The following is a 19,122-nucleotide window of genomic DNA, read 5'->3' on the forward strand; positions in this document are numbered from 1 at the left end:
TGCTTTAAAATATAATTACGAGCCTATTTGTGAACTTATAACAAAGCAAGCGAGGTGATAAACATGTACGGAATCAGTCTAAAGGAAATATTGGAAAGCGAGGAGCTGAAAGGTGTAAAAGTCGTAGCAGGCTCGAAAGGATTGGACAGAATCGTTGTCAATGTAAACATCATGGAGGTGCCGGACATTGAGAAATGGGTCAAGGCCGGAGAACTGCTTTTGACAACCGGCTATGCCATAAAAGATGATAAGGATGCATTGGAGAGATTGATACCTCTTTTGAATTCAAAAAGGCTTGCCGGTCTGGGCATAAAGCCGAAAAGGTATTTGACGGGCTATACCGATGAAATGATACGTACCGCCGAGTCCCTTGGTTTTCCCATAATAGAGTTTCCTCAGCATATGTCTTATTCCGATTTGATTCAACCCATATTGGGTTACATCACCAATCGCCAGGCGGAGGTTCTAAGGAAAATAGGGGATGCCAACACTCGGCTGATGGACATCATGGTGAACTATAATGATTTAAATAAAGTAGTTCATACAGTGGAAGAGTTGATAGGAAATCCTGTGGAAATAGATGACGCAGACAATAATCCATTAGCCACCAGCATAACCGAGGAAGGAAAAGAGAGGATAAACGAGGCGAAGAAAAACAATGAGGAGATAATCCCCATCAAGCTTCCCATAATAGCTTTGAACAACACCTTAGGATATTTGAAATGCTATGAACTCAACGGCCGGATATCCAAAACCGATATGCTCACACTGGAAAGAGCGACGGTCATCATAGCATTGGAATTTTTGCACCAGGAAAAAATCAAAGGGATCGCAAGGCATTACAAGGATCAATTCCTGATAGAGCTCACCAGCGGCAGCATAACGGATGTGAAGCAGATAATCCAGAGAGCCCGCCAGCTCAACTGGGACTTGGAGCAGGAATACGCGATTCTGATTTTGGACTGCAATATGAATTCCTATGAAGTATCCGGAATAAATAACTACCAGGAATTCCTCAACAAGATGTATGATATCGCTTCATCTGCCATTGAGGCCTTTGAGAAGAAGCCCATAATGGGTATAGCCGGAGCAAACATACTGATGCTCTTGCCCGTTAAGAAGCTGTGCATGTTCTATGCCAAGGAATCTGGGGAAGCGCTGATAAAATTCGGAAACTATCTTTCCAAGGAATATACAAAGCTGAAAATAGATACTCTTGTAAACATAGGTATAGGCAGGTCCTATGGCAACCCTGCAGAATTGTACAAAAGCTTTAATGAAGCTAAAAAAGCATTGAAGATCAGCAAAGCCATGTACAGCAAGAAAAATGTAATGTACTACGAAGACCTGGGTATATTTCAGCTTTTCCAGGAACTGAACAGCGACGGGATGAGCTTTGTGGACAATATCATATCTCCTATTGCGGAATATGATGAGAGAAAAGACAGCAGGCTTATGGAAACCCTGGAAGAATACTTTAAATCCAACGGTAATATAAAGCAGGTGGCTCAAAAAATGTATATACACTATAATACGGCGATTTACCGCATGGATCAGATACAAAAGCTGCTGAAGGTGGATTTGAGCAACCCCGATGAAAAGCTGAACGTGGAAATAGCCCTAAAACTGAAACATTATCTCGATCTTTAAGCATATAAAATGAGCCATCGGGGACGGGGAGGGTTCCCGATGGCTCATATGCTTTTTTGTCCCGCGATGTCTTCATATCCCCGTAATTGATTCTATCTTACCTGGCCGAATGCGTTGCCCATACCTCTTCCGCCGCCATTCATCCTGCCGAAGCCTGCACCCATCCTCAGGCCTATCCTTGCTGAGCCTGTGCCGTCACATAGGGCTTGGTTCTGTTCCAATGCAGCAATTATCTTGTCGGCTTCTTCCTGTGTCATTGTTCCGGCTGCTACTTTCTCAGCCAAAATGGCTTTCTTGGCCTCAAGAATCTTATCTTTGAACTCTTCCAGTTTTCCGGCTTCATTAGCTATTGTACCATAGGTTTTGTTTGTCTCTCTTCTTTCAGCTATTACGCTTTCAACAGTTTTGCCTGTCAAGCCTGCCACTACATCAGCAGGAGAATCATATGCTGCTGCAAAAGCAGTTACAGAAGTTGCAGCAAGTGTAAGCACCATTGTTCCGATAACAGCTAATTTTTTTAGCTTTGTCATTTTAAAGGACCTCCTTATGAATTTTCTCAGCAGTTTGTTTGCTGCTATGGGTTTATAATAAACTTGGAATATGGCAAAATTATGTCTTTGATTCATCGATTTCGTGATAATTATTTTATCCGATGCCACAATTTCGCCACAACATTTTTTTATAATAAAGAAAGCAATTGCAGCATGAAAGTTTCTTTGTTTCTCAATATGTTATAATCAGAATATTGAATGATAGACGAGTCCATGCAAGGTGAATTGCCAAGCAAGGGCAAGAGAGGGTGTTTTGGGGCATTGGACTTAGGGCGGATTAGTTAAGTGTTAAAATTTGGAGGTGATTCTATGTCCACCATTTTAATTGCTGATGACAATAAGCAGATTACTTCAATTTTAGAGGAATATGCAAAAAAAGAAGGTTATGTGCCTAAGGTTGCCTTGGATGGACTTGAAGCAATAGAGATTTTTAGAAAGCTTCAGCCCGATATTGTACTGCTGGATGTGATGATGCCCAAAATGGATGGCTTTGAGGTGTGCCGAGAAATCCGCAAAACCTCCAATGTTCCCATAATCATGATCACTGCAAGAGGCGAAGATTTTGAAAAAATAATGGGGCTGGACATAGGTGCCGACGATTACATTGTTAAGCCCTTTTCGCCAGGTGAAGTCATGGCCAGAGTAAGAGCAATTTTGCGAAGAATTGCACGAGATGGAGATCAGAAGCAGCAGTTTTTTTCATTTGATAATTTAACGATCAATATGGATGATTATGTAGTAACCATTGATGGTGGGAACATATCACTGACTAAAAAGGAAATTGAACTTTTGTGGACTCTTGCCACCAATAAAAACAAGGTATTCTCCCGTGAGAATCTTTTAAACAGTCTTTGGGGATATGATTATTTCGGTGACAGCCGAACTGTCGATTCACATATTAAGCGGCTTCGAGCCAAGCTGGATGAATTTGATCATAAAAAATGGCAGATCAAAACCATTTGGGGTGTGGGTTACAAATTTGAGGGGGATATGGATGAAAAATAAAATAGCTTTTAAGCTCACAATGTATTTTTCTGCCGCGCTGCTCCTTTTTTCTATTATCATCGGTAGTGTTTTTATGGCCCTTTTTAGAAATCATACTATAGAGCTCCACAAAATAGATTTGGAAAGGCGTGGAACCGCCATAGCCGGCACTCTTTCTGAATTCATGAGCGGCGCGGGCTTGGGCCAAGGGATGATGGGCAGGCAGGGCGGTTATGGCGGATATCTTCGTTATTTGGATGACATTGCCATGGCGGATGTATGGATAGTGGATGAAGATCTTAACCTGGCTATGACAGGACCCATGGCAAGTCGCCAGTATAACTATTCAGACCTGCCCCAGGACGCTGAAAGCGTTGTAAAAGAAGTGTTTCAAGGAAAAACGACCTATAGCAAAGGCTTCAGTGATATGCTGAATGCGCCTGCTTTGACTTTAGGCACACCCATTATGTCCGGAGACAAGGTAGTGGGCGCACTGCTGCTCCATTCTCCCGTTGAGGGAATGAATGAGGCCGTATCCCAAGGCTTCCGCATCCTTGCAGTCAGTATGGCGGCAGCCCTTGTGCTGGCCGTCCTCCTGTCTGCCGTGCTTGCTTTTTCCTTCACCAAGCCGCTGAAAAAGATGAAGAGCACCGCTATGCAGCTCGCTGCCGGGGATTATACAGCCAAAACCGGGGTGCAGCAAAATGACGAAATAGGGGATCTTGCCGATACAATAGATGTACTAAGCCGGCGGCTGGATGAAGCGAGCCACGAAAGCGAGAAGCTGCTGAAGCTTCGCCGTGATTTTGTAGCCAATATATCCCATGAGCTGCGAACGCCGGTGACCGTGATTCGTGGCTCGCTTGAGGCTCTTAGCGATAAGGTTGTAACGGAGCCGGAGCAGGTTGCAAGCTATCACCGGCAAATGCTCAATGAAAGCATATTTCTGGAAAGGCTGGTCAACGACCTGTTGGATCTATCACGCTTGCAAAATGCTGATTTTCGGATAGAGATGCAGGAGCTGAATCTCTGTGAAGTGCTCAATGATGCAGTGCGAAGCGCAAAGCATATGGCGCAGCCGAAGGAAGTTGAAATTAAGCTGGAGCAGGATACACAGATGTGTGCGGTCACCGGAGACTATGGCCGTTTGCGCCAGATGCTGCTGATCATCATTGACAACGCTGTAAAATTCTCTCCGCAAAAGGGCGTTGTTGCAATATCTTTGAAAGGCAATGAAATTATTATTGGCGATAGGGGTATGGGCATCCCTGCTGAAGATTTGCCTTATATATTCGATCGGTTCTATAAAGTGAAGTCTTCGGAGAATAAAAATGGTACAGGCTTGGGCCTTGCCATTGCGAAGCAGATCGCCGAAAGGCATAATATACGCCTTTCGGTGAGCAGCAAACTGGAGGAAGGAACGGAGTTCCGATTTGTATTTTAATGAGCCGTCGGAGACGGTTTGAAGATGGCTCTTTCTTTTTATTTTTTATGATATAATTTATTAAAGGATAAAAAATAAGGGGGACTTTGTGATGAATTATGATCAGATTTTGGAAAATGCAAGACAAAACATGGGCGGAAGATGCCTTGTATGCAAGGACTGCAATGGTTTGGCATGCAGAGGGAAGCTGCCGGGTCCCGGAGGCAAGGGCAGCGGATCATCCTTTATGAGAAATTATCAGAAGCTCCAGGAGCTAAAAATAAATATGGATCTGGTTTATCATAAAAGCCCTATAAACACTCAGACGGAGCTGTTTGGCAAAACCTTTGAGTATCCTTTCTTTGCTGCGCCCATATCTGCAGTGAAGCTTCATTATTTCGACTATTATGATGACGAGGGCTACAGCAAAGCCGTGGTAAATGGATGCAAAGCCTCAGGCGTCATAGGATTTACCGGAGATGGGGAGCATAAGGAATGCTACACCATGGGGATCAGTGCCGTGAAATCTGCCGGAGGCTGGGGCATACCTACCATAAAGCCCTGGGCTGTAGAGGATGTAATACAAAAGATCAAGACGGCAGAAGAGGCCGGAGCTCCGGCTGTGGCGATGGATATAGATGCCGCCGGCTTGCCTGTTATGGCAAAAGATAAGAATATCGGAGCAAAGTCTGTAGAGGATTTGCGCCGTATCGCCGAAAGCACCAGGCTGCCCTTCATCCTGAAGGGTGTCATGACGGCTGAAGGCGCTGAGAAAGCATTGGCGGCAGGAATATACGGAATCGTGGTGTCAAATCACGGAGGCAGGGTATTGGATCACACTCCGGCCACTGTTGAGGTTCTTCCTGATATAGTTAAAGCAGTGGGAGGAAGGATGAAGATACTCATTGACGGCGGTATAAGGAGCGGCATAGATGTTTTCAAGGCTTTGGCTCTCGGCGCCGACGGGGTGCTGATCGGAAGACCCTACGCAATAGCCGCCTATGGCGGAGGAGAAGAGGCCGTAGCCATGTACACCGAGAGTATAGGAGCGGAACTCAGACAAACAATGATCATGACAGGCTGCCAAAGCCTTTCCGATATAGATTCCTCAGTATTGTGGAACAAATAAATCTGAGCAACCATGTGACTCTATAGGAGGTAGAGTATGGAGATACTAAAAATAGCCTTGAATCTGGTGAACAGTCTTTCTTTAATGTTTGTCATAGCTTTTTTGCTGACTAAGACCAAGGCTTTTAAAAATCTGTTTTTTTCTGACAGCAATCCCATCAGGCATAAAATATTTCTGGCAATAATATTTGGCACATTCGGCATATTCGGAACCTACAACGGCTTTCCGGTAGACGGAGCTATTGCCAATTCAAGGGCTATAGCGGTGATCGTAGCCGGGCTTCTCGGCGGGCCTATTGCGGGTATCGGGGCAGGGCTTATTGCCGGCATCCACCGCTGGGCTATTGACATCGGAGGATTTACAGCCTTTGCCTGTGCCGTATCTACCCTTGTGGAAGGCTTAATGGGGAGCTTAGGCTACAAATATTCGAAGAAATTTAAGCACAAATGGCTCCTGGGCTTTATCATAACGGTGATTGCAGAAATCATGCAGATGGTCATAATACTGGCTATAGCCAGGCCCTATTCGGCTGCAGCGACTTTGGTGAACAAGATTGCAATCCCCATGACCATAATAAATTCCATAGGAGTGGCCCTTTTCATAATCATGCTGGAAAGCATCTATAGAGAGCAGCAAAGAGAAGCCGCCATCCAATCCGAGCTGGCGCTGAAAATTGCAGATCAAACCCTGCCTATATTGAGAAACGGGATCAACAGGGAGACTGCACTGGCCGCCTGCAACATAATATATGATGCGGCAAAGGTGGATGCGGTAGCCATAACCCGGGGAATGGAGATATTGGCACATGTAGGCGCAGGCTCTGACCACCATCTGCCCGGAGAAAATATCAAAACCTACGCAACAAAGCTGGCCCTGGAAAAAGGGGAGCCTGTCATCGCAACAGAAAGCGGGATGATCGACTGCTCCAATGAAAACTGTATGCTTAAATCTGCGGCAATTGCTCCGCTGATAAAAAAGGACAAGGTCATCGGGGTATTAAAAATATATAAAACTAAGGAGAATGCGATAACCAAGGTGGATGCCCAGCTGGCAGAGGGTCTGGCAAAGCTCTTCTCCACACAAATAGAGCTGGCGGAGATCGATTATAATGCGAAGCTGCTGTCAAAGGCTGAGCTGAAGGCATTGCAGGCTCAAATCAACCCTCATTTTCTCTTTAATGCTTTGAACACCATAGCTTCCGTATGCAGGATAGACCCGGAGACCTCCAGAAAGCTGCTGATCAATCTGGGCAATTTTTTCAGGGAAGGCTTTAAGGACAGCAGCGATATTGTGGACATAACAAATGAAATAAATCATGTGGAGGCCTATCTGGAGATTGAAAAAGCCAGATTCGGCGACAAGCTGAAGGTCGAGTATGATATTCACTGCGATAACTTCCAGCTGCCCCACCTCACACTCCAGCCATTGGTAGAAAATGCAGTTAAGCATGGTATATACCCGAAGAGAGAGGGAGGCACCATCAAGATACAAACCCTTGAGGCCGATTACTCATATAGCATTCAAATAGAAGACGACGGTGTGGGATTCGATTATCCCGCAAACAATCCTAAGGGAGACGGAATAGGCATCAAAAACGTGGACAAAAGGCTTAGATCCATATACGGCGACGATTTTGGCCTGCGCATTGACAGCAAAAGAAATGTGGGCACCAAGATCTCCATCGATATACCCAAAAGGAGTGCATAGCTTTGCAAATAAACACTATTGTCATCGATGATGAATATCCATCCAGAGAAGAATTAAAATTTCTCATATCAAAGATGCCCTTTATAAAGATAGTAGGGGAAGCGAGCAGCGGCCTTGACGGCCTGGAGCTGGTAAAGAAGCTCAGGCCGGATTTGGTGCTTACGGATATCAGGATGCCTGATATCACCGGCATACAATTGATAAATGAAATAAACAGCCTGGGGATCAAATGCAAGGTTATTTTTACTACAGCCTATGACCAATATGCCATCAAGGCCTTTGAAGTGAACGCTATCGATTATATACTCAAGCCCTATGACGAAGAGCGGGTCGCAAAAGCTATTATAAGAATAAAAAACATCCTTGAGAACAAGAGCGGTGAAGCTGCCAACAACCCGGGCAATGCAGTTTCTTTAAATAAGCTTCCTTTATGGAAAGGCGATAAATTGATACTGGTTGATATAGACAGCATTATCTATGCCTATACAGAAGGAAGGGATATATTTATCAAGGCTGACAAAGAAACATATTTGTCAAGCCACTCATTGCATGAATTGGAGGAAAAGCTGAAGGGAAAGGGCTTTTTCAGAACCCATCGCAGCTATCTGGTGAACATGAATAAAATAAATGAGATTTCGCCATGGTTCAATGGAGCCTATATGGCTAAAGTTGGAGAAGCCGATGATGAAATAATCATCAGCAAAAAACAAGTAAAAAAATTTAAGGAAATCCTTGGCATATAGCAGAAGAATTTTCAGCATCAAAAACAGGTCATTCAGACCTGTTTTTTGTTCTTTCATACATCCTTTTAACGTTTTATAGGTTAAATACTCCATAATTGATTTGAGAAAAACAAAAGGAGGTTTATAAATGGCAACTTTTTTAGGCGCAATTATTATTCTGATTCTTGGTTACATTATTTATGGAGCCTTTGTGGAAAAGGTCTTCAAGATCGACGAAAACAGGCCTACACCTGCCGTTTCCATGGCCGACGGCGTTGACTACGTGCCCATGGGATGGAAGAAGATGTTTCTCATCCAGTTCTTAAACATTGCCGGCCTGGGCCCCATATTTGGAGCTATATCCGGTGCGCTTTGGGGACCGGCTGCATTTTTGTGGATAGTATTCGGAACCATATTTGCCGGTGCAGTTCATGACTTTTTCTCCGGTATGCTGTCCATCAGGCACGATGGAGCTTCAGTATCCGAGATAGTAGGCATTTATTTGGGGCCTGCAGCAAAGCAGATCATGAGAGTATTCTCCGTAATTCTATTGATACTTGTCGGTACGGTGTTTATGACAGGTCCGGCAAAGCTGTTGGCAAGCCTTACTCCCGAAAACTTAAATACTAACTTCTGGCTCGTTATCATAATCATCTATTACTTCATGGCTACTCTTCTTCCTATAGACAAGCTCATAGGAAAGATATACCCGCTATTCGGAGCCGTCCTCCTCATAATGGCTATTGGAATCGGAGGCGGTCTTGTTGTCGGAGGATATGACATTCCTAACCTTACTCTGATCAATCTCCATCCGAAATCCCTGGCCATATGGCCTACATTGTTTATCACCATAGCCTGCGGCGCAATAAGCGGCTTCCATGCAACCCAGTCTCCCATGATGGCCAGGTGCATGACCAATGAAAAATACGGCCGTCCGGTATTCTACGGTGCGATGGTAGCCGAAGGTATAATAGCTCTTATCTGGGCGGCAGCAGCCATGACCTTCTACGGCAGCACCCAGGGCCTTGCAGATGCATTGGCAAACGGCGCTCAAGGTGCGGTAGTCCATACAATATCCAAAACCCTTATGGGACCTGTCGGAGGTGTACTGGCCGTTCTTGGCGTTATCGTATGCCCTGTAACCTCAGGCGACACTGCTTTTAGAAGCGCAAGATTGACAATAGCCGATGCATTCAAAATAAATCAAGGCCCGTTGAAACAAAGATTATATCTCAGCATACCTGTAATAGGTATAGGCGTAGCTCTTTCTCAGATAAACTTTGATATAATCTGGAGATACTTTGCCTGGTCCAATCAAACCCTTGCGATGATAATGCTTTGGGCTTCGGCAGTATATCTGGTGAAAAGCGGCAAAAACCACTGGATTTGCACAGTGCCTGCCACCTTTATGACGGCAGTTACTATAACATATATATTCCAGGCACAAGAAGGGCTGGGCCTGCCCACAACCATATCCTATCCTATAGGATTGATAGCTGCAGCAGGCGCCCTGGCCTGGTTCCTCTTTTCGGCATCAAAAGCATACAGCAATAAAGCATTGAAAGCATAACAAAATTATCCTTAAATACTGCACAAAAAGAACCGTCCCCGGTGCTCCGGAGACGGTTCTTACGTCTTTTCCTAATATTTTTTAGGCTTCATTACCAACGAAATAAGATATCCAAAGCCTATGAGATAACCTCCGCAGGTTATGACCATCATGACGATTGAACTGGTAGACATATTATTTCGCCTCCTTTGCAGCGCCTGTATTTTTCACTACAACTGCTTCATCCTCATCTTCATCAAGCTGAGTGATGTCTCTGCCTTTTCCAATCTTCCTGCAGAAATAATTGTTGGTGAGGATGCCGAACAGTATCAGCAAACCGAATTGTACTATGATAGTACCTGCATTAAAGGTCTCGAAGGGGCTCATCCAATTGTCCGGATAACCCACTATGCCCTGCCACATCCACCAGCCGAACAAGGCTGCAAATATTGCCGGGAAAGCATATATGCAGATATTCCACCATTTCCCTATCTTGAAATCCGCCCAAGGAGTATTTATAACATTCTGCCTTGCCTGCTCTACGCCGTATTTCATCAAGGCGAAGGAAACGAACAGGCCGGATACCAATAACCCAACTCCCCATACCCAGTCCTGGTTATCCAGAAAATTAACGTTTAGTGCGGAAGGCAAACCAAATACAAATCCTATTATAGAAACGATTATGGTAGCTTTATGCCTGGGCACGCCGGTGTCCATTATATTTCTCACAACAACCTCGATCATAGGTATTAAAGAGGTCAGGGCAGCCACTGCCATTGAGAAGAAGAATAAGGTTCCTATAATGTAGCCGCCGGGCATGCTGCCGAACAGCTGGGCCAGATATATGAAGGTCAGGCCCGTATTGCCGGAGGTCAAAGCTTGGGTAGTATACTCCATGCTTGGGGATAATGCGAATATGGCGGGAAGGACTACCATGCCTGCCAATAACGCGCCCACGTTGTCGCTGATTCCCATTGTGAAGCAGTTGCCGGGCACATCCTCCTTTTTCTTGGTATAGGTAGACAAGGTGATTATGAAGCCCCAGCCGGCACCTGTGGACCAGGCTACCTGAGTAAAGGCTTCCAGCCAGATCTTCGGATTTTTCAACATTTCAAATTTGGGGTTGAACAGGTATTCGAGGCCTTTATAGGCACCGGGCAGAGTTACAGCTCTGACCATAGCAACTGCAAGCAGCAGGAAGAGGACTGGTATCATGACCTTTGAAAACTTCTCGATACCGTTTTGAACCCCTCTGTAGATAATATATCCGGCTATAGCCATGCAGATGAAATGGAATATTGCCACTTCACCGCCGGAAGCGGTAAAATTGCTCCATATGGCTTCTGTCTGCTCTGTGGTGAGACCTGCCTTAAAAGTGCCTGTTGCAGCCAAAGTGAAGTATTTGAGGCACCAGCCCATGACTACCGAATAATAGGACATTAATAATAAACATACCATTGCGATCCAGGTGCCCATCCAGGCATATTTTTTGCCCATGAAATCCCTGAAGGCACCTATGGTTCCCAGCCCGGTCTTGCGTCCCATCGTCATTTCGCCCATGTGAAGAGGTATCGCCCATACAAATAATGCAACAGTCCATGCGATAATGAAAGGGCCTCCGCCGTTGTTTGCTGCTACGCGAGGGAATCGCCAGATATTCCCCGTTCCTATGGCCATACCGATTGTGGCGGCTATAAAGCCTACTCTGGATGCCCAAGTTTCTCTTTTTTCACTCATAATAAAACCTCCTCCATATAAAAATAAAAAACCTTCATCCCAGACAAGGGACGAAGGCAATTCGCGGTACCACCCAAGTTGAATAGATATGCAATACATATCCATCCCTCTTAATGCCCATAACGCCGGCAATGCGGACAAACTTTTCATTTGCAGCTTGGAGGATGGGTTCAAAAGAAATAATCTCAGAAGGCTTTTCAGCCAGTGGGCCTTCTTCTCTTTCAGCGTCTTTCCTTTTACTAGTTCTCGTCATAGCTTTAAATATTTATGATAGATTATACATTACAAAGTATAAGTTGTCAAATCGTTTTTATTATTTCATATCCCCGGAATTGTCGGAAGCACCGGGACTGTCCTGGGGCACCTCAGGCTTCTCCAGCACCTTGAGCTTATAATTGCAGGGCTGGCTGCCGGCGCCTCTGGTGTCTTGTACTACTAAGGAAATGCTATAATCTCCGGGCTCAGCGAAAATATAATTAAGGGACTCTCCATCGGAATTGAGCACTACGGTGCCGTCCCTCTCCACAGTCCAGAGCCTTGATTTGATAGCATCTCCGGGGTCCGGATCAGAAGATTCATCTACAAAGGTCACATCATCCCCTGAATAAATCTTGTTTATGCTTATAGAGAATTCTGCGATGGGAGCGTTATTTTTTTTATCCGTGACATTGGGGCTTTGCTTCCCTGACCCTATTGCAGGAATAGCCTTTTTTATCAGGAAGAAGCCTCCTCCCAGCAAAGCTGCAATCAATACAAGGGATGCGATCAATCTGGGCCAATATATGACGTACCTTTTTTGAGCCTTTTTTATCTTGCTTCTTATCTGATCATCCAATGAAGCACTCCCTATAAAGGTTGTATAGAGCAAGGTTTTCTTAAAGTCGTCATAAATCTTGTCCGCTGACTCATAAGAACCCTCCAGAGCTTTGGATACAATGGGCAATATAGCCGGAGGCAGTGCATCCTTATCCTTGATGATATCGCCGTCGGGGCTGTTGGCAAAAATACAGCATATAATATGTCCAAGCCTCTTTATAACCGAGCTTAAATCTATATCAAGCTTGCTCTTGTCAAAGCAGAAGAGATTATTAAAGCTTAAATACTTTCTGTTTGTGACGGACAAATTGTTTAAGTCGGAAAGAATATATTGAATCAAAGGATTGAACTTTTCTATCTCCATAAATTTTTTCAATAGCTCTTCAGTGAGAAGCATCTTGTCCGCCAAGGTGATGCTGTGCTTGGAGAGGTGTTCCTCCAGGGATATTCCGGCAACCATGGGGAATAAGACATAGAACTTATCATCTATCTCAAAAGAATCCAGCAGGCTTTTGGGCGCACTGCCGCCGGATAAAAAGCTGCTCTTGACTACATCTTTGATATCCTCGTCGGAAAATTCGCCAAGGATGAATTTCTCTTCACTATCACCAGAGGTAATGCTGCATATGTAAATTGATTGTAATTCATCTGAATATAGAGTATCTATTACTTCGTATTTGCTTTTTATGATCTTTTGCTCCAATTTATTCACCTCCAAGCTATATTATTCTACATGAAGCAAAATTTTCCTCCACGATCCTCCATAATTTGCATAAAAAAAGGGTGCCTCTTCATAAAAAAAAAGGCACCCTTTGGGGGTGCAATACTGAGTGGGGTTAACGATTGTGTCTCTAACAATGTGAGACTTTCAGGGGTTAAATACAATTTTATTATATTATATATAGCATTAATATGCAATAGACATTATAAGAAAATATAAAAATGATGTAGATTTGGTTTATATTATTCGATGATAATCAAATATCATACTTATAAAACCACTGAATTTTCTGAAATGCGCATATTGAAGCATAATAGCGTAAAATTCGAGGCATACGAATATATATGAAAAATAATGAATGAAAATGCATATAAGGTTACGGAGAACACGGAAGGGTTCACTTTACACGTTTAGCTGATTAATAGCATTAGATACCTATTGAATCTCGTTAATTTTAGATTGTTCAACGCCTCGGCTTCGTCATCCTGAGAGCAGCGAAGGATCTTTTGCTCTTTGGATTAAGCCTTCACGTATTACTTATGGTTCTAAGATGCTTCGCTGTCGTTTAGAATGACATATTCACTGCGTTAAGGATAAGAAGATTCTTTAGTGAGATTTCGTGAAAAATTCCGTGTCCTTCAGTGGTTCCCGTCCCCCGTCCCCCACGACCCTAGAGGAATCCCCTGAAATCCTGAGCTCCGAGCCCTGAGTTCTGAATCCTAGACTCTGCCCCCAAAGGCATACCCAAAGCCAGAAGCTAGCAGCCAGAGGCCAGAAGCCTCCTGATTATCTTTCCGCTTTCCGTCTTGGGCAGCGCATCTATAAATTCTACAGCCTGGGGTGATGCAAAGGGTGAAACTCTGTTTCGCACCAGAGCCCGGTACTCCATCTGGAGCTGAGGCGTCGGCTCACAATTTTCCTTCAAAACCACGAATGCTTTCACTGCTTGGCCCATCAGCTTATCGGGGATACCTATTACGGCAACCTCTGCCACAGTAGAATGAGTCATCAATATGCTTTCGACTTCAAAGGGAGTCACCAGATGCCCTGCTGTGTTTATTACATCATCTTCCCGGCTCATATAGTAGAAATAACCCTCATCATCTCTATAAGCCAGGTCCCCGGTAATATACCAGTCGTTTTTAAATCTGCTCAAATACTTTTCCCTATTCCCCCAATAATCCAAAAACATTGAAGGCCAGGAAGGCATCAGCGCCAGATGGCCTTTCCCTCCGGGAGGCAAGGGGTTGAAGCTGTCGTCAAGTATCTCCGCCTTTATATCCACCAGCACCTTGCCCATAGAATCATCGCCTTTTCTGGGGAAACTGCCGTCATAGCCGATGATTATGCACCCTGTCTCCGTTTGAAACCATTGATTATGCACGGTCAAGCCCAGGTTTTCCTCAGCCCAGCGCCTTACCTCAGGATTTAAGGCCTCGCCGGCGCTGAATATTTTCTTCAAGCTTTCGAGCTTGAATGCCTTTGCTTTGGCCGGGTCCTCCCGCATCAGCATTCTGAGCAAAGTGGGAGCCGTATAGCAGATTTCTATATCATATTTGTCCAAAAGCCCCAACACTTGATTTACCCTGTACCCGGGCTCAGACACCAGAATATCTGCGCCTGTGCTGAGAGGTCCCAATATGCCGTAAGAGGTGCCGGTGACCCATGCCGGGTCCGCCGTAAACCAGCATTTGAGGCCGGGGCGCAAGCCTATGATATCCTTTGAAGTCTGCCAATGGCTGACTATGGCGCCGTGGCGATGGACCGCCCCCTTGGGCTTTCCTGTGGTGCCTGATGTATAATGAATTATTGCATAATCCTCATCGGAGACCGGTACAGCTTGAAAATCCGGCTCCATAGCAGCAAGCCTGCTTCTGAATCCGCCTTCTCTGTCTACCAGGATATGAGGCAAATCTCCAAGATTCTCTGCCAATCTGGATTCAGCTACTATCAGCGAACCCTGGCAATCATCGAATCTTTCCTTTATGGCATCGGGGCCGAAGGAAGGAAAGAGGGGGCAGTAGATTGCTCCAAGCTTAAAAATGCCCAGAATAAAAAAGTAGGTTTCGGGGGAGCGCTCCAGATATATAAAAACCCTGTCACCCTTTTTTACTCCGAGGGAAAGCAGGAGATTGGCCGCCTTATTTGACATGACATCAAGCTCCATGTAGCTCCAGTTTTCCTCTCTGCCTTGCCGGTCCACATACAGCAGAGCCCTGTTATTCATATTTTCTGCGTTTTTATCAAATATGAAATCTGAAATATTGATAAAGATCACTCCTTGCTACTCGTTGGCCTTTTCTTCCAACAAAGCAACGATTTTATCTATTGTATCAGCCTCTGCATCCAATATCTCGTAATCCTCAACTCTGGTGCCGAAGGTGTTTTCCATGAAGAACACCAGCTCCAGGATTCCGAAGGAATCCACAAGGCCGCTGTTTATCAGCGATTCATTATAATCTAAGCTCTTCTTGCCCTTAATAATATTCTTTAACAAAAATTCCTTTATAGCTTCTTTTTTATCCATTAAGCTCAACCTTTCTAAAATTAATCGCGAGTGCCTGGACCTTCTCTGCAGTTCATATCACCTTAGTTGTTCTGACTGATAACGATTGCGAAAGCTCCGGCACTAAGAGTTTGTAAGCTTGCATAGGGTTGCGTCAAAACTAACAAACTCTAAGCCCCTTCACAATGCGCTCTTTTATCAGTCAGGCAGCAGGTTAAATTAGGTTACTGCAGTAAAATCAAATATAATTTCCCCTCCGTGTTAATCCGTGGAAAATTCAGTGCCTTCCGTGGTTCCCGTTCCCCCGTCCCCCAGGCCCCCAGCGGCCTACCCAAAATCCTGAGCTCTGAGTTCTGAACCCTGAGCTCTATTCTCAGACCCCAGCGGCATACTCAAAGCTAGAGGCCAGAGGCCAGCGGCTAGTAGCTGACCCATAAGGAATACCCTAGAATCCAACATACTGAAATCCGGTGCCAAAGTTGCCGAAAGACAGCACCGCATATAGCATTATAAACAAAATTGCAGCTTTTATCCACTCATTTTTCATGATGATTCTCCAATCTAAAAATAAATGTATAGAAAAATATCACATACTTATTTTAACCTAAAGTATAGTTTAAAAGCAAAGCTTTAGAATTAGCAGTTAAAAGATAATAGCATGAAACGGGATGATTGGAATAGTGAGCGAATTAATGAGCGAATAATGAGCGGATTAAATGAACATGAAAAGCTCTGTGTCTTTGCGTTCCCCTATACGCCCATCCTTCCGTGCTAATCCGTGAAAAAATCCGTGCAAATCCGTGTTCTCCGCCCCCCAGGACCTCAGAGAAACACTAAATACTCCAAAGCCCCACTAAAAAAGGGCACCGAATAAGCACCAAAAACCACTATATAACTAATAATGCAAAATAAATCCCTTCCGTGAAATTTAGTGAACCCTTCAGTGTCCTTCCGTGGTTTCCGTTCCCCCGTCTCCCAGGCCCCCAGCGTCCTACCCAAAATCCTGAGCTCTGAGCTCTGAATCCTGAGTTCTATGCTTAGACCTCAGAGCCCAACCCTAATCTAGAGGCTAGAAGCCAGCGGCCAGAAGCTTAATTACAATCTTTACCGCTGTGTCCCACCTATATATGAAGAACGCCCAGCCTATGCTGATGAACAAAAATGTCAAGGCCACACCGGCCCAATAAACGGCTTTGGACTCTGACATCCATCCCAGGAGCCTGTCTGAGCCGTATTTTTTCAGCATATCCGAATATATCCTATATAACGAAAGCCCTGCACCCTGGTAGAGACCCCATATCAAAAAGCTCATGGTGGACCCGTGCCAGATGCCTACTGCAGCCATGGTCACCAATTGGCAGACGGTATTGATAAGCCAGGGATGTCCCGGGCCCACCTTTCCCATCATAAGCTTGCCCAGAGGCATGAACAAGTATTCTCTCAGCCAGGAGGTCAGGGTCATATGCCAGTTCTGCCAGAAAAGCACCAAATTGGGCTTCAAATAAGGCTTGTTGAAATTCTCCGGCACCTTGAAGCCGAAGAGCCTTCCCAAACCTATTGCAATATCCGAATATCCGGAAAAATCATAATAAACCCTTATGGAATATAGGAAAAGCACAAGCCAAAGGATCGGCCTTGATGCTTTCAAAATATCGGGAGCCAGAGCACCAATGAGAGAACCCGTCTTGTCGGCTATTATAAACTTCTTGAACAGTCCGGTGATGATGCGGGTGATGCCTGCATCCACATCCTCCTTGGCAAGCAGCGTACCTGATGCTTCGGATAAATTCTTTTTAAAGCGACCGTAGCGGTCTATGGGGCCTGCGGAAAAGGTGGGGAAGAAGAATATGAAAGCAAAGAAGCTCAATGGATCAAGCTCCTTTATCCTTCCCCTATGGGTATCTATCAAAACATGGAGAAATTTAAAAGTAAAATAGGAAATTCCCAAAGCCTTTACCTGTATAAAGGTCGGCAGCTCATTTTTCAAAACCGGATATTTGAACAACGCCAGGGTACCCAGTGAAACTAAAATGCCCAAATATAAGAGCAGCTTTTTCAGCTTTTTATCCTTTATCTTAAGCAGCATCCTGGCGATTGCATATATGGCTATGGTCAAAGCCAATGTCAGCAAAGCGAACACAGGATGGCCGTACACTGCAGCAAAAATAAATCCCCAGAGCACGAGCACTGCGGAAGCAGCGGGGACGGTTCTTTTTGCTTCTCCGGGAGAAGAAGAGCTGCCGCTTTTATTTCCCTTGCCGCGTTTGCAGCCGTAGTAAAGCAGAAGGCCCGCCGCCGTAAAAAGCACTATGGAATGTATAGGCAAAAACCTGATCAATAATTTTATACTCTCTATCAATATAATCACCTCTTGCTATTGTGAAGGGGAACGGGGAACACTAAAATTTTTATATATTAAAGTTAAATGAAACCATTAATTTGAACTCTAGCGGAATAGACAAATGATAAAAGTCAGTAATTAAAAGCTACAGATTATCAATTAATAAATAAACTTCAGTGTTTTTCCGTGAAAAATTCCGTGTCTTTCAGTGGTTTCCGTCTCCCTTTAATTCCGGAAACTTTTCTATAACAAAATCATACAGCTTATCTGTCACGATGCTGTCCCCTTTTTCCTTCAGATGGCCTCCGTCAATGAAAAGCTCATCAGGCACCGCATCATTGAGGTCCAGCACCGGCACGCCGTAAGGCTCTGCCTGCTCCTTAATGACCTCAAGCAGTTTATCATAATATCCCGGCTCATACTTTTGCGCCAGGATGCCTTGGTTTATAGGGGCCACATAAATCATCATAGGAACATTCTCTTCCTTGACATGCTTGCAAACCTGACCTATGACATCAAAATACCTGGTGGACTCGCCAAAGGGGATGCCGTAGAATTTCTCCGTGATCTTTACATCTCCTATCTGGACCTTCATATGCCTGTCGTTGGGGTAGGGAAGAGGCGTGCCTGTGGCTTGGGCCTTGAGGCCCTTGATATACTCTGCATAAAATTCATTGTACCTGTGGAGGGGCACCAGATTTCCCCTCAGCTCACGGGATATGAAATATGCATTTTCGTTGTTCATCTTCAATATATTTCCATAAGCCTTTGCCAGGCCGCCGCCCAGGCTCAAATCATAGCTCTCCTGAGAGGGGGGGAATACCCAATTTATCTCGGTATAGCTGCCTGCACCCATCTGCCATATGATCAGATCCGGCTTGTAGGCCGCTGCCTTTTTTATGCGCTCCATAGCATATACGGACTTGGTGCCGCTGCTGCCGAAATTGAACACATTGGGCCTGCCGTCTTCGCCATATAGCTTTTTATCCAGAAGCCCTCCTATGGAATCCTCGTATTTCACATAGAAATCTTCCACAGTAGAGTCGCCGATCATTATGATATTTTTTTTATTGCCTTCAAGATACTTGTTTATCCAATGTCCCTTCATGGATAAATCCGGCATCCTGTCATATTTGAATAATCTGCTGTTATCCTGAAAAATAGTATAAAAGCTTCCGATATTGTTGTATATGTATTTGTTTATAGGCACAAAGATCAACAAATTGGCCAATATATATATGATTATCAACTTATATATGAGACTGAAACGCTTCATCTATTTACCT

14 protein-coding genes and 1 other annotated feature are annotated in these 19,122 nt (G+C 44.6%); of the genes, 7 read left to right on the forward strand and 7 right to left on the reverse strand.

Annotated features, from left to right (window positions below; translation table 11 throughout):
- Positions 1 to 63: 63 nt before the first annotated feature.
- The gene (locus LJD61_RS06120) at positions 64 to 1,650 is read left to right on the forward strand and encodes a PucR family transcriptional regulator (RefSeq protein ID WP_255226637.1); all 1,587 of its coding nucleotides are present in this window, start codon (positions 64 to 66) and stop codon (positions 1,648 to 1,650) included.
- 92 nt (positions 1,651 to 1,742) lie between these two features.
- On the opposite strand, the gene LJD61_RS06125 is transcribed toward LJD61_RS06120, so the two are convergent.
- Positions 1,743 to 2,180, reverse strand: a complete 438-nt coding sequence (locus LJD61_RS06125) for a DUF2680 domain-containing protein (protein ID WP_255226638.1) — start codon at positions 2,178 to 2,180, stop codon at positions 1,743 to 1,745.
- Positions 2,181 to 2,510: 330 nt separating this feature from the next.
- Here LJD61_RS06125 and LJD61_RS06130 point away from each other — a divergent pair, with 330 nt between their 5' ends.
- From LJD61_RS06130 to LJD61_RS06155, 6 genes are all read left to right on the forward strand, one after another.
- Positions 2,511 to 3,206 (forward strand): response regulator transcription factor, encoded by a 696-nt coding sequence (locus tag LJD61_RS06130; RefSeq protein WP_255226639.1) that lies wholly within the window; start codon positions 2,511 to 2,513, stop codon positions 3,204 to 3,206.
- Positions 3,196 to 4,629: a sensor histidine kinase gene (locus tag LJD61_RS06135; RefSeq protein ID WP_255226640.1), complete on the forward strand. Its 1,434-nt coding sequence runs from the start codon at positions 3,196 to 3,198 to the stop codon at positions 4,627 to 4,629. The genes LJD61_RS06130 and LJD61_RS06135 overlap by 11 nt, the downstream gene beginning before the upstream one ends.
- A 91-nt stretch (positions 4,630 to 4,720) precedes the next feature.
- Positions 4,721 to 5,737 carry an alpha-hydroxy-acid oxidizing protein gene (locus tag LJD61_RS06140; RefSeq protein WP_255226641.1) on the forward strand — a complete coding sequence of 339 codons (1,017 nt, stop codon included), beginning with the start codon at positions 4,721 to 4,723 and terminating at the stop codon, positions 5,735 to 5,737.
- 36 nt (positions 5,738 to 5,773) lie between these two features.
- Complete coding sequence (locus tag LJD61_RS06145; protein WP_255226642.1) at positions 5,774 to 7,444, forward strand: sensor histidine kinase; 1,671 nt, start codon at positions 5,774 to 5,776, stop codon at positions 7,442 to 7,444.
- 2 nt (positions 7,445 to 7,446) lie between these two features.
- Complete coding sequence (locus LJD61_RS06150) at positions 7,447 to 8,187, forward strand: LytR/AlgR family response regulator transcription factor (protein ID WP_255226643.1); 741 nt, start codon at positions 7,447 to 7,449, stop codon at positions 8,185 to 8,187.
- 127 nt (positions 8,188 to 8,314) lie between these two features.
- Positions 8,315 to 9,736 carry a carbon starvation CstA family protein gene (locus tag LJD61_RS06155; protein ID WP_255226644.1) on the forward strand — a complete coding sequence of 474 codons (1,422 nt, stop codon included), beginning with the start codon at positions 8,315 to 8,317 and terminating at the stop codon, positions 9,734 to 9,736.
- Positions 9,737 to 9,910: 174 nt separating this feature from the next.
- On the opposite strand, the gene LJD61_RS06160 is transcribed toward LJD61_RS06155, so the two are convergent.
- The 6 genes from LJD61_RS06160 to LJD61_RS06185 all read right to left on the reverse strand — a co-directional run bounded on the left by LJD61_RS06160 (position 9,911) and on the right by LJD61_RS06185 (position 19,112).
- Complete coding sequence (locus LJD61_RS06160) at positions 9,911 to 11,452, reverse strand: sodium-dependent transporter (RefSeq protein ID WP_255226645.1); 1,542 nt, start codon at positions 11,450 to 11,452, stop codon at positions 9,911 to 9,913.
- Between the two features lie 43 nt (positions 11,453 to 11,495).
- Positions 11,496 to 11,714: a binding site (T-box leader), on the reverse strand.
- Between the two features lie 51 nt (positions 11,715 to 11,765).
- On the reverse strand, positions 11,766 to 12,971 hold the full coding sequence (locus LJD61_RS06165) for a PKD domain-containing protein (protein WP_255226646.1): 1,206 nt from the start codon (positions 12,969 to 12,971) through the stop codon (positions 11,766 to 11,768).
- Between the two features lie 775 nt (positions 12,972 to 13,746).
- Entirely contained in the window at positions 13,747 to 15,267 is a 1,521-nt protein-coding gene (locus LJD61_RS06170; RefSeq protein ID WP_255226647.1) for an AMP-binding protein, read from the reverse strand.
- A 6-nt stretch (positions 15,268 to 15,273) separates the two neighbouring features.
- Positions 15,274 to 15,516 carry an acyl carrier protein gene (locus LJD61_RS06175; RefSeq protein ID WP_255226648.1) on the reverse strand — a complete coding sequence of 81 codons (243 nt, stop codon included), beginning with the start codon at positions 15,514 to 15,516 and terminating at the stop codon, positions 15,274 to 15,276.
- Positions 15,517 to 16,564: 1,048 nt separating this feature from the next.
- Positions 16,565 to 17,854, reverse strand: coding sequence for an MBOAT family O-acyltransferase (locus tag LJD61_RS06180; RefSeq protein WP_255226649.1), 1,290 nt, complete (start codon positions 17,852 to 17,854; stop codon positions 16,565 to 16,567).
- 187 nt (positions 17,855 to 18,041) lie between these two features.
- Complete coding sequence (locus LJD61_RS06185; protein WP_255226650.1) at positions 18,042 to 19,112, reverse strand: SGNH/GDSL hydrolase family protein; 1,071 nt, start codon at positions 19,110 to 19,112, stop codon at positions 18,042 to 18,044.
- Between the last annotated feature and the right edge of the window lie 10 nt (positions 19,113 to 19,122).

It is taken from the genome of Lutispora saccharofermentans (assembly GCF_024363565.1).
GTDB classification, from domain to species: Bacteria; Bacillota; Clostridia; order Lutisporales; family Lutisporaceae; genus Lutispora; species Lutispora saccharofermentans.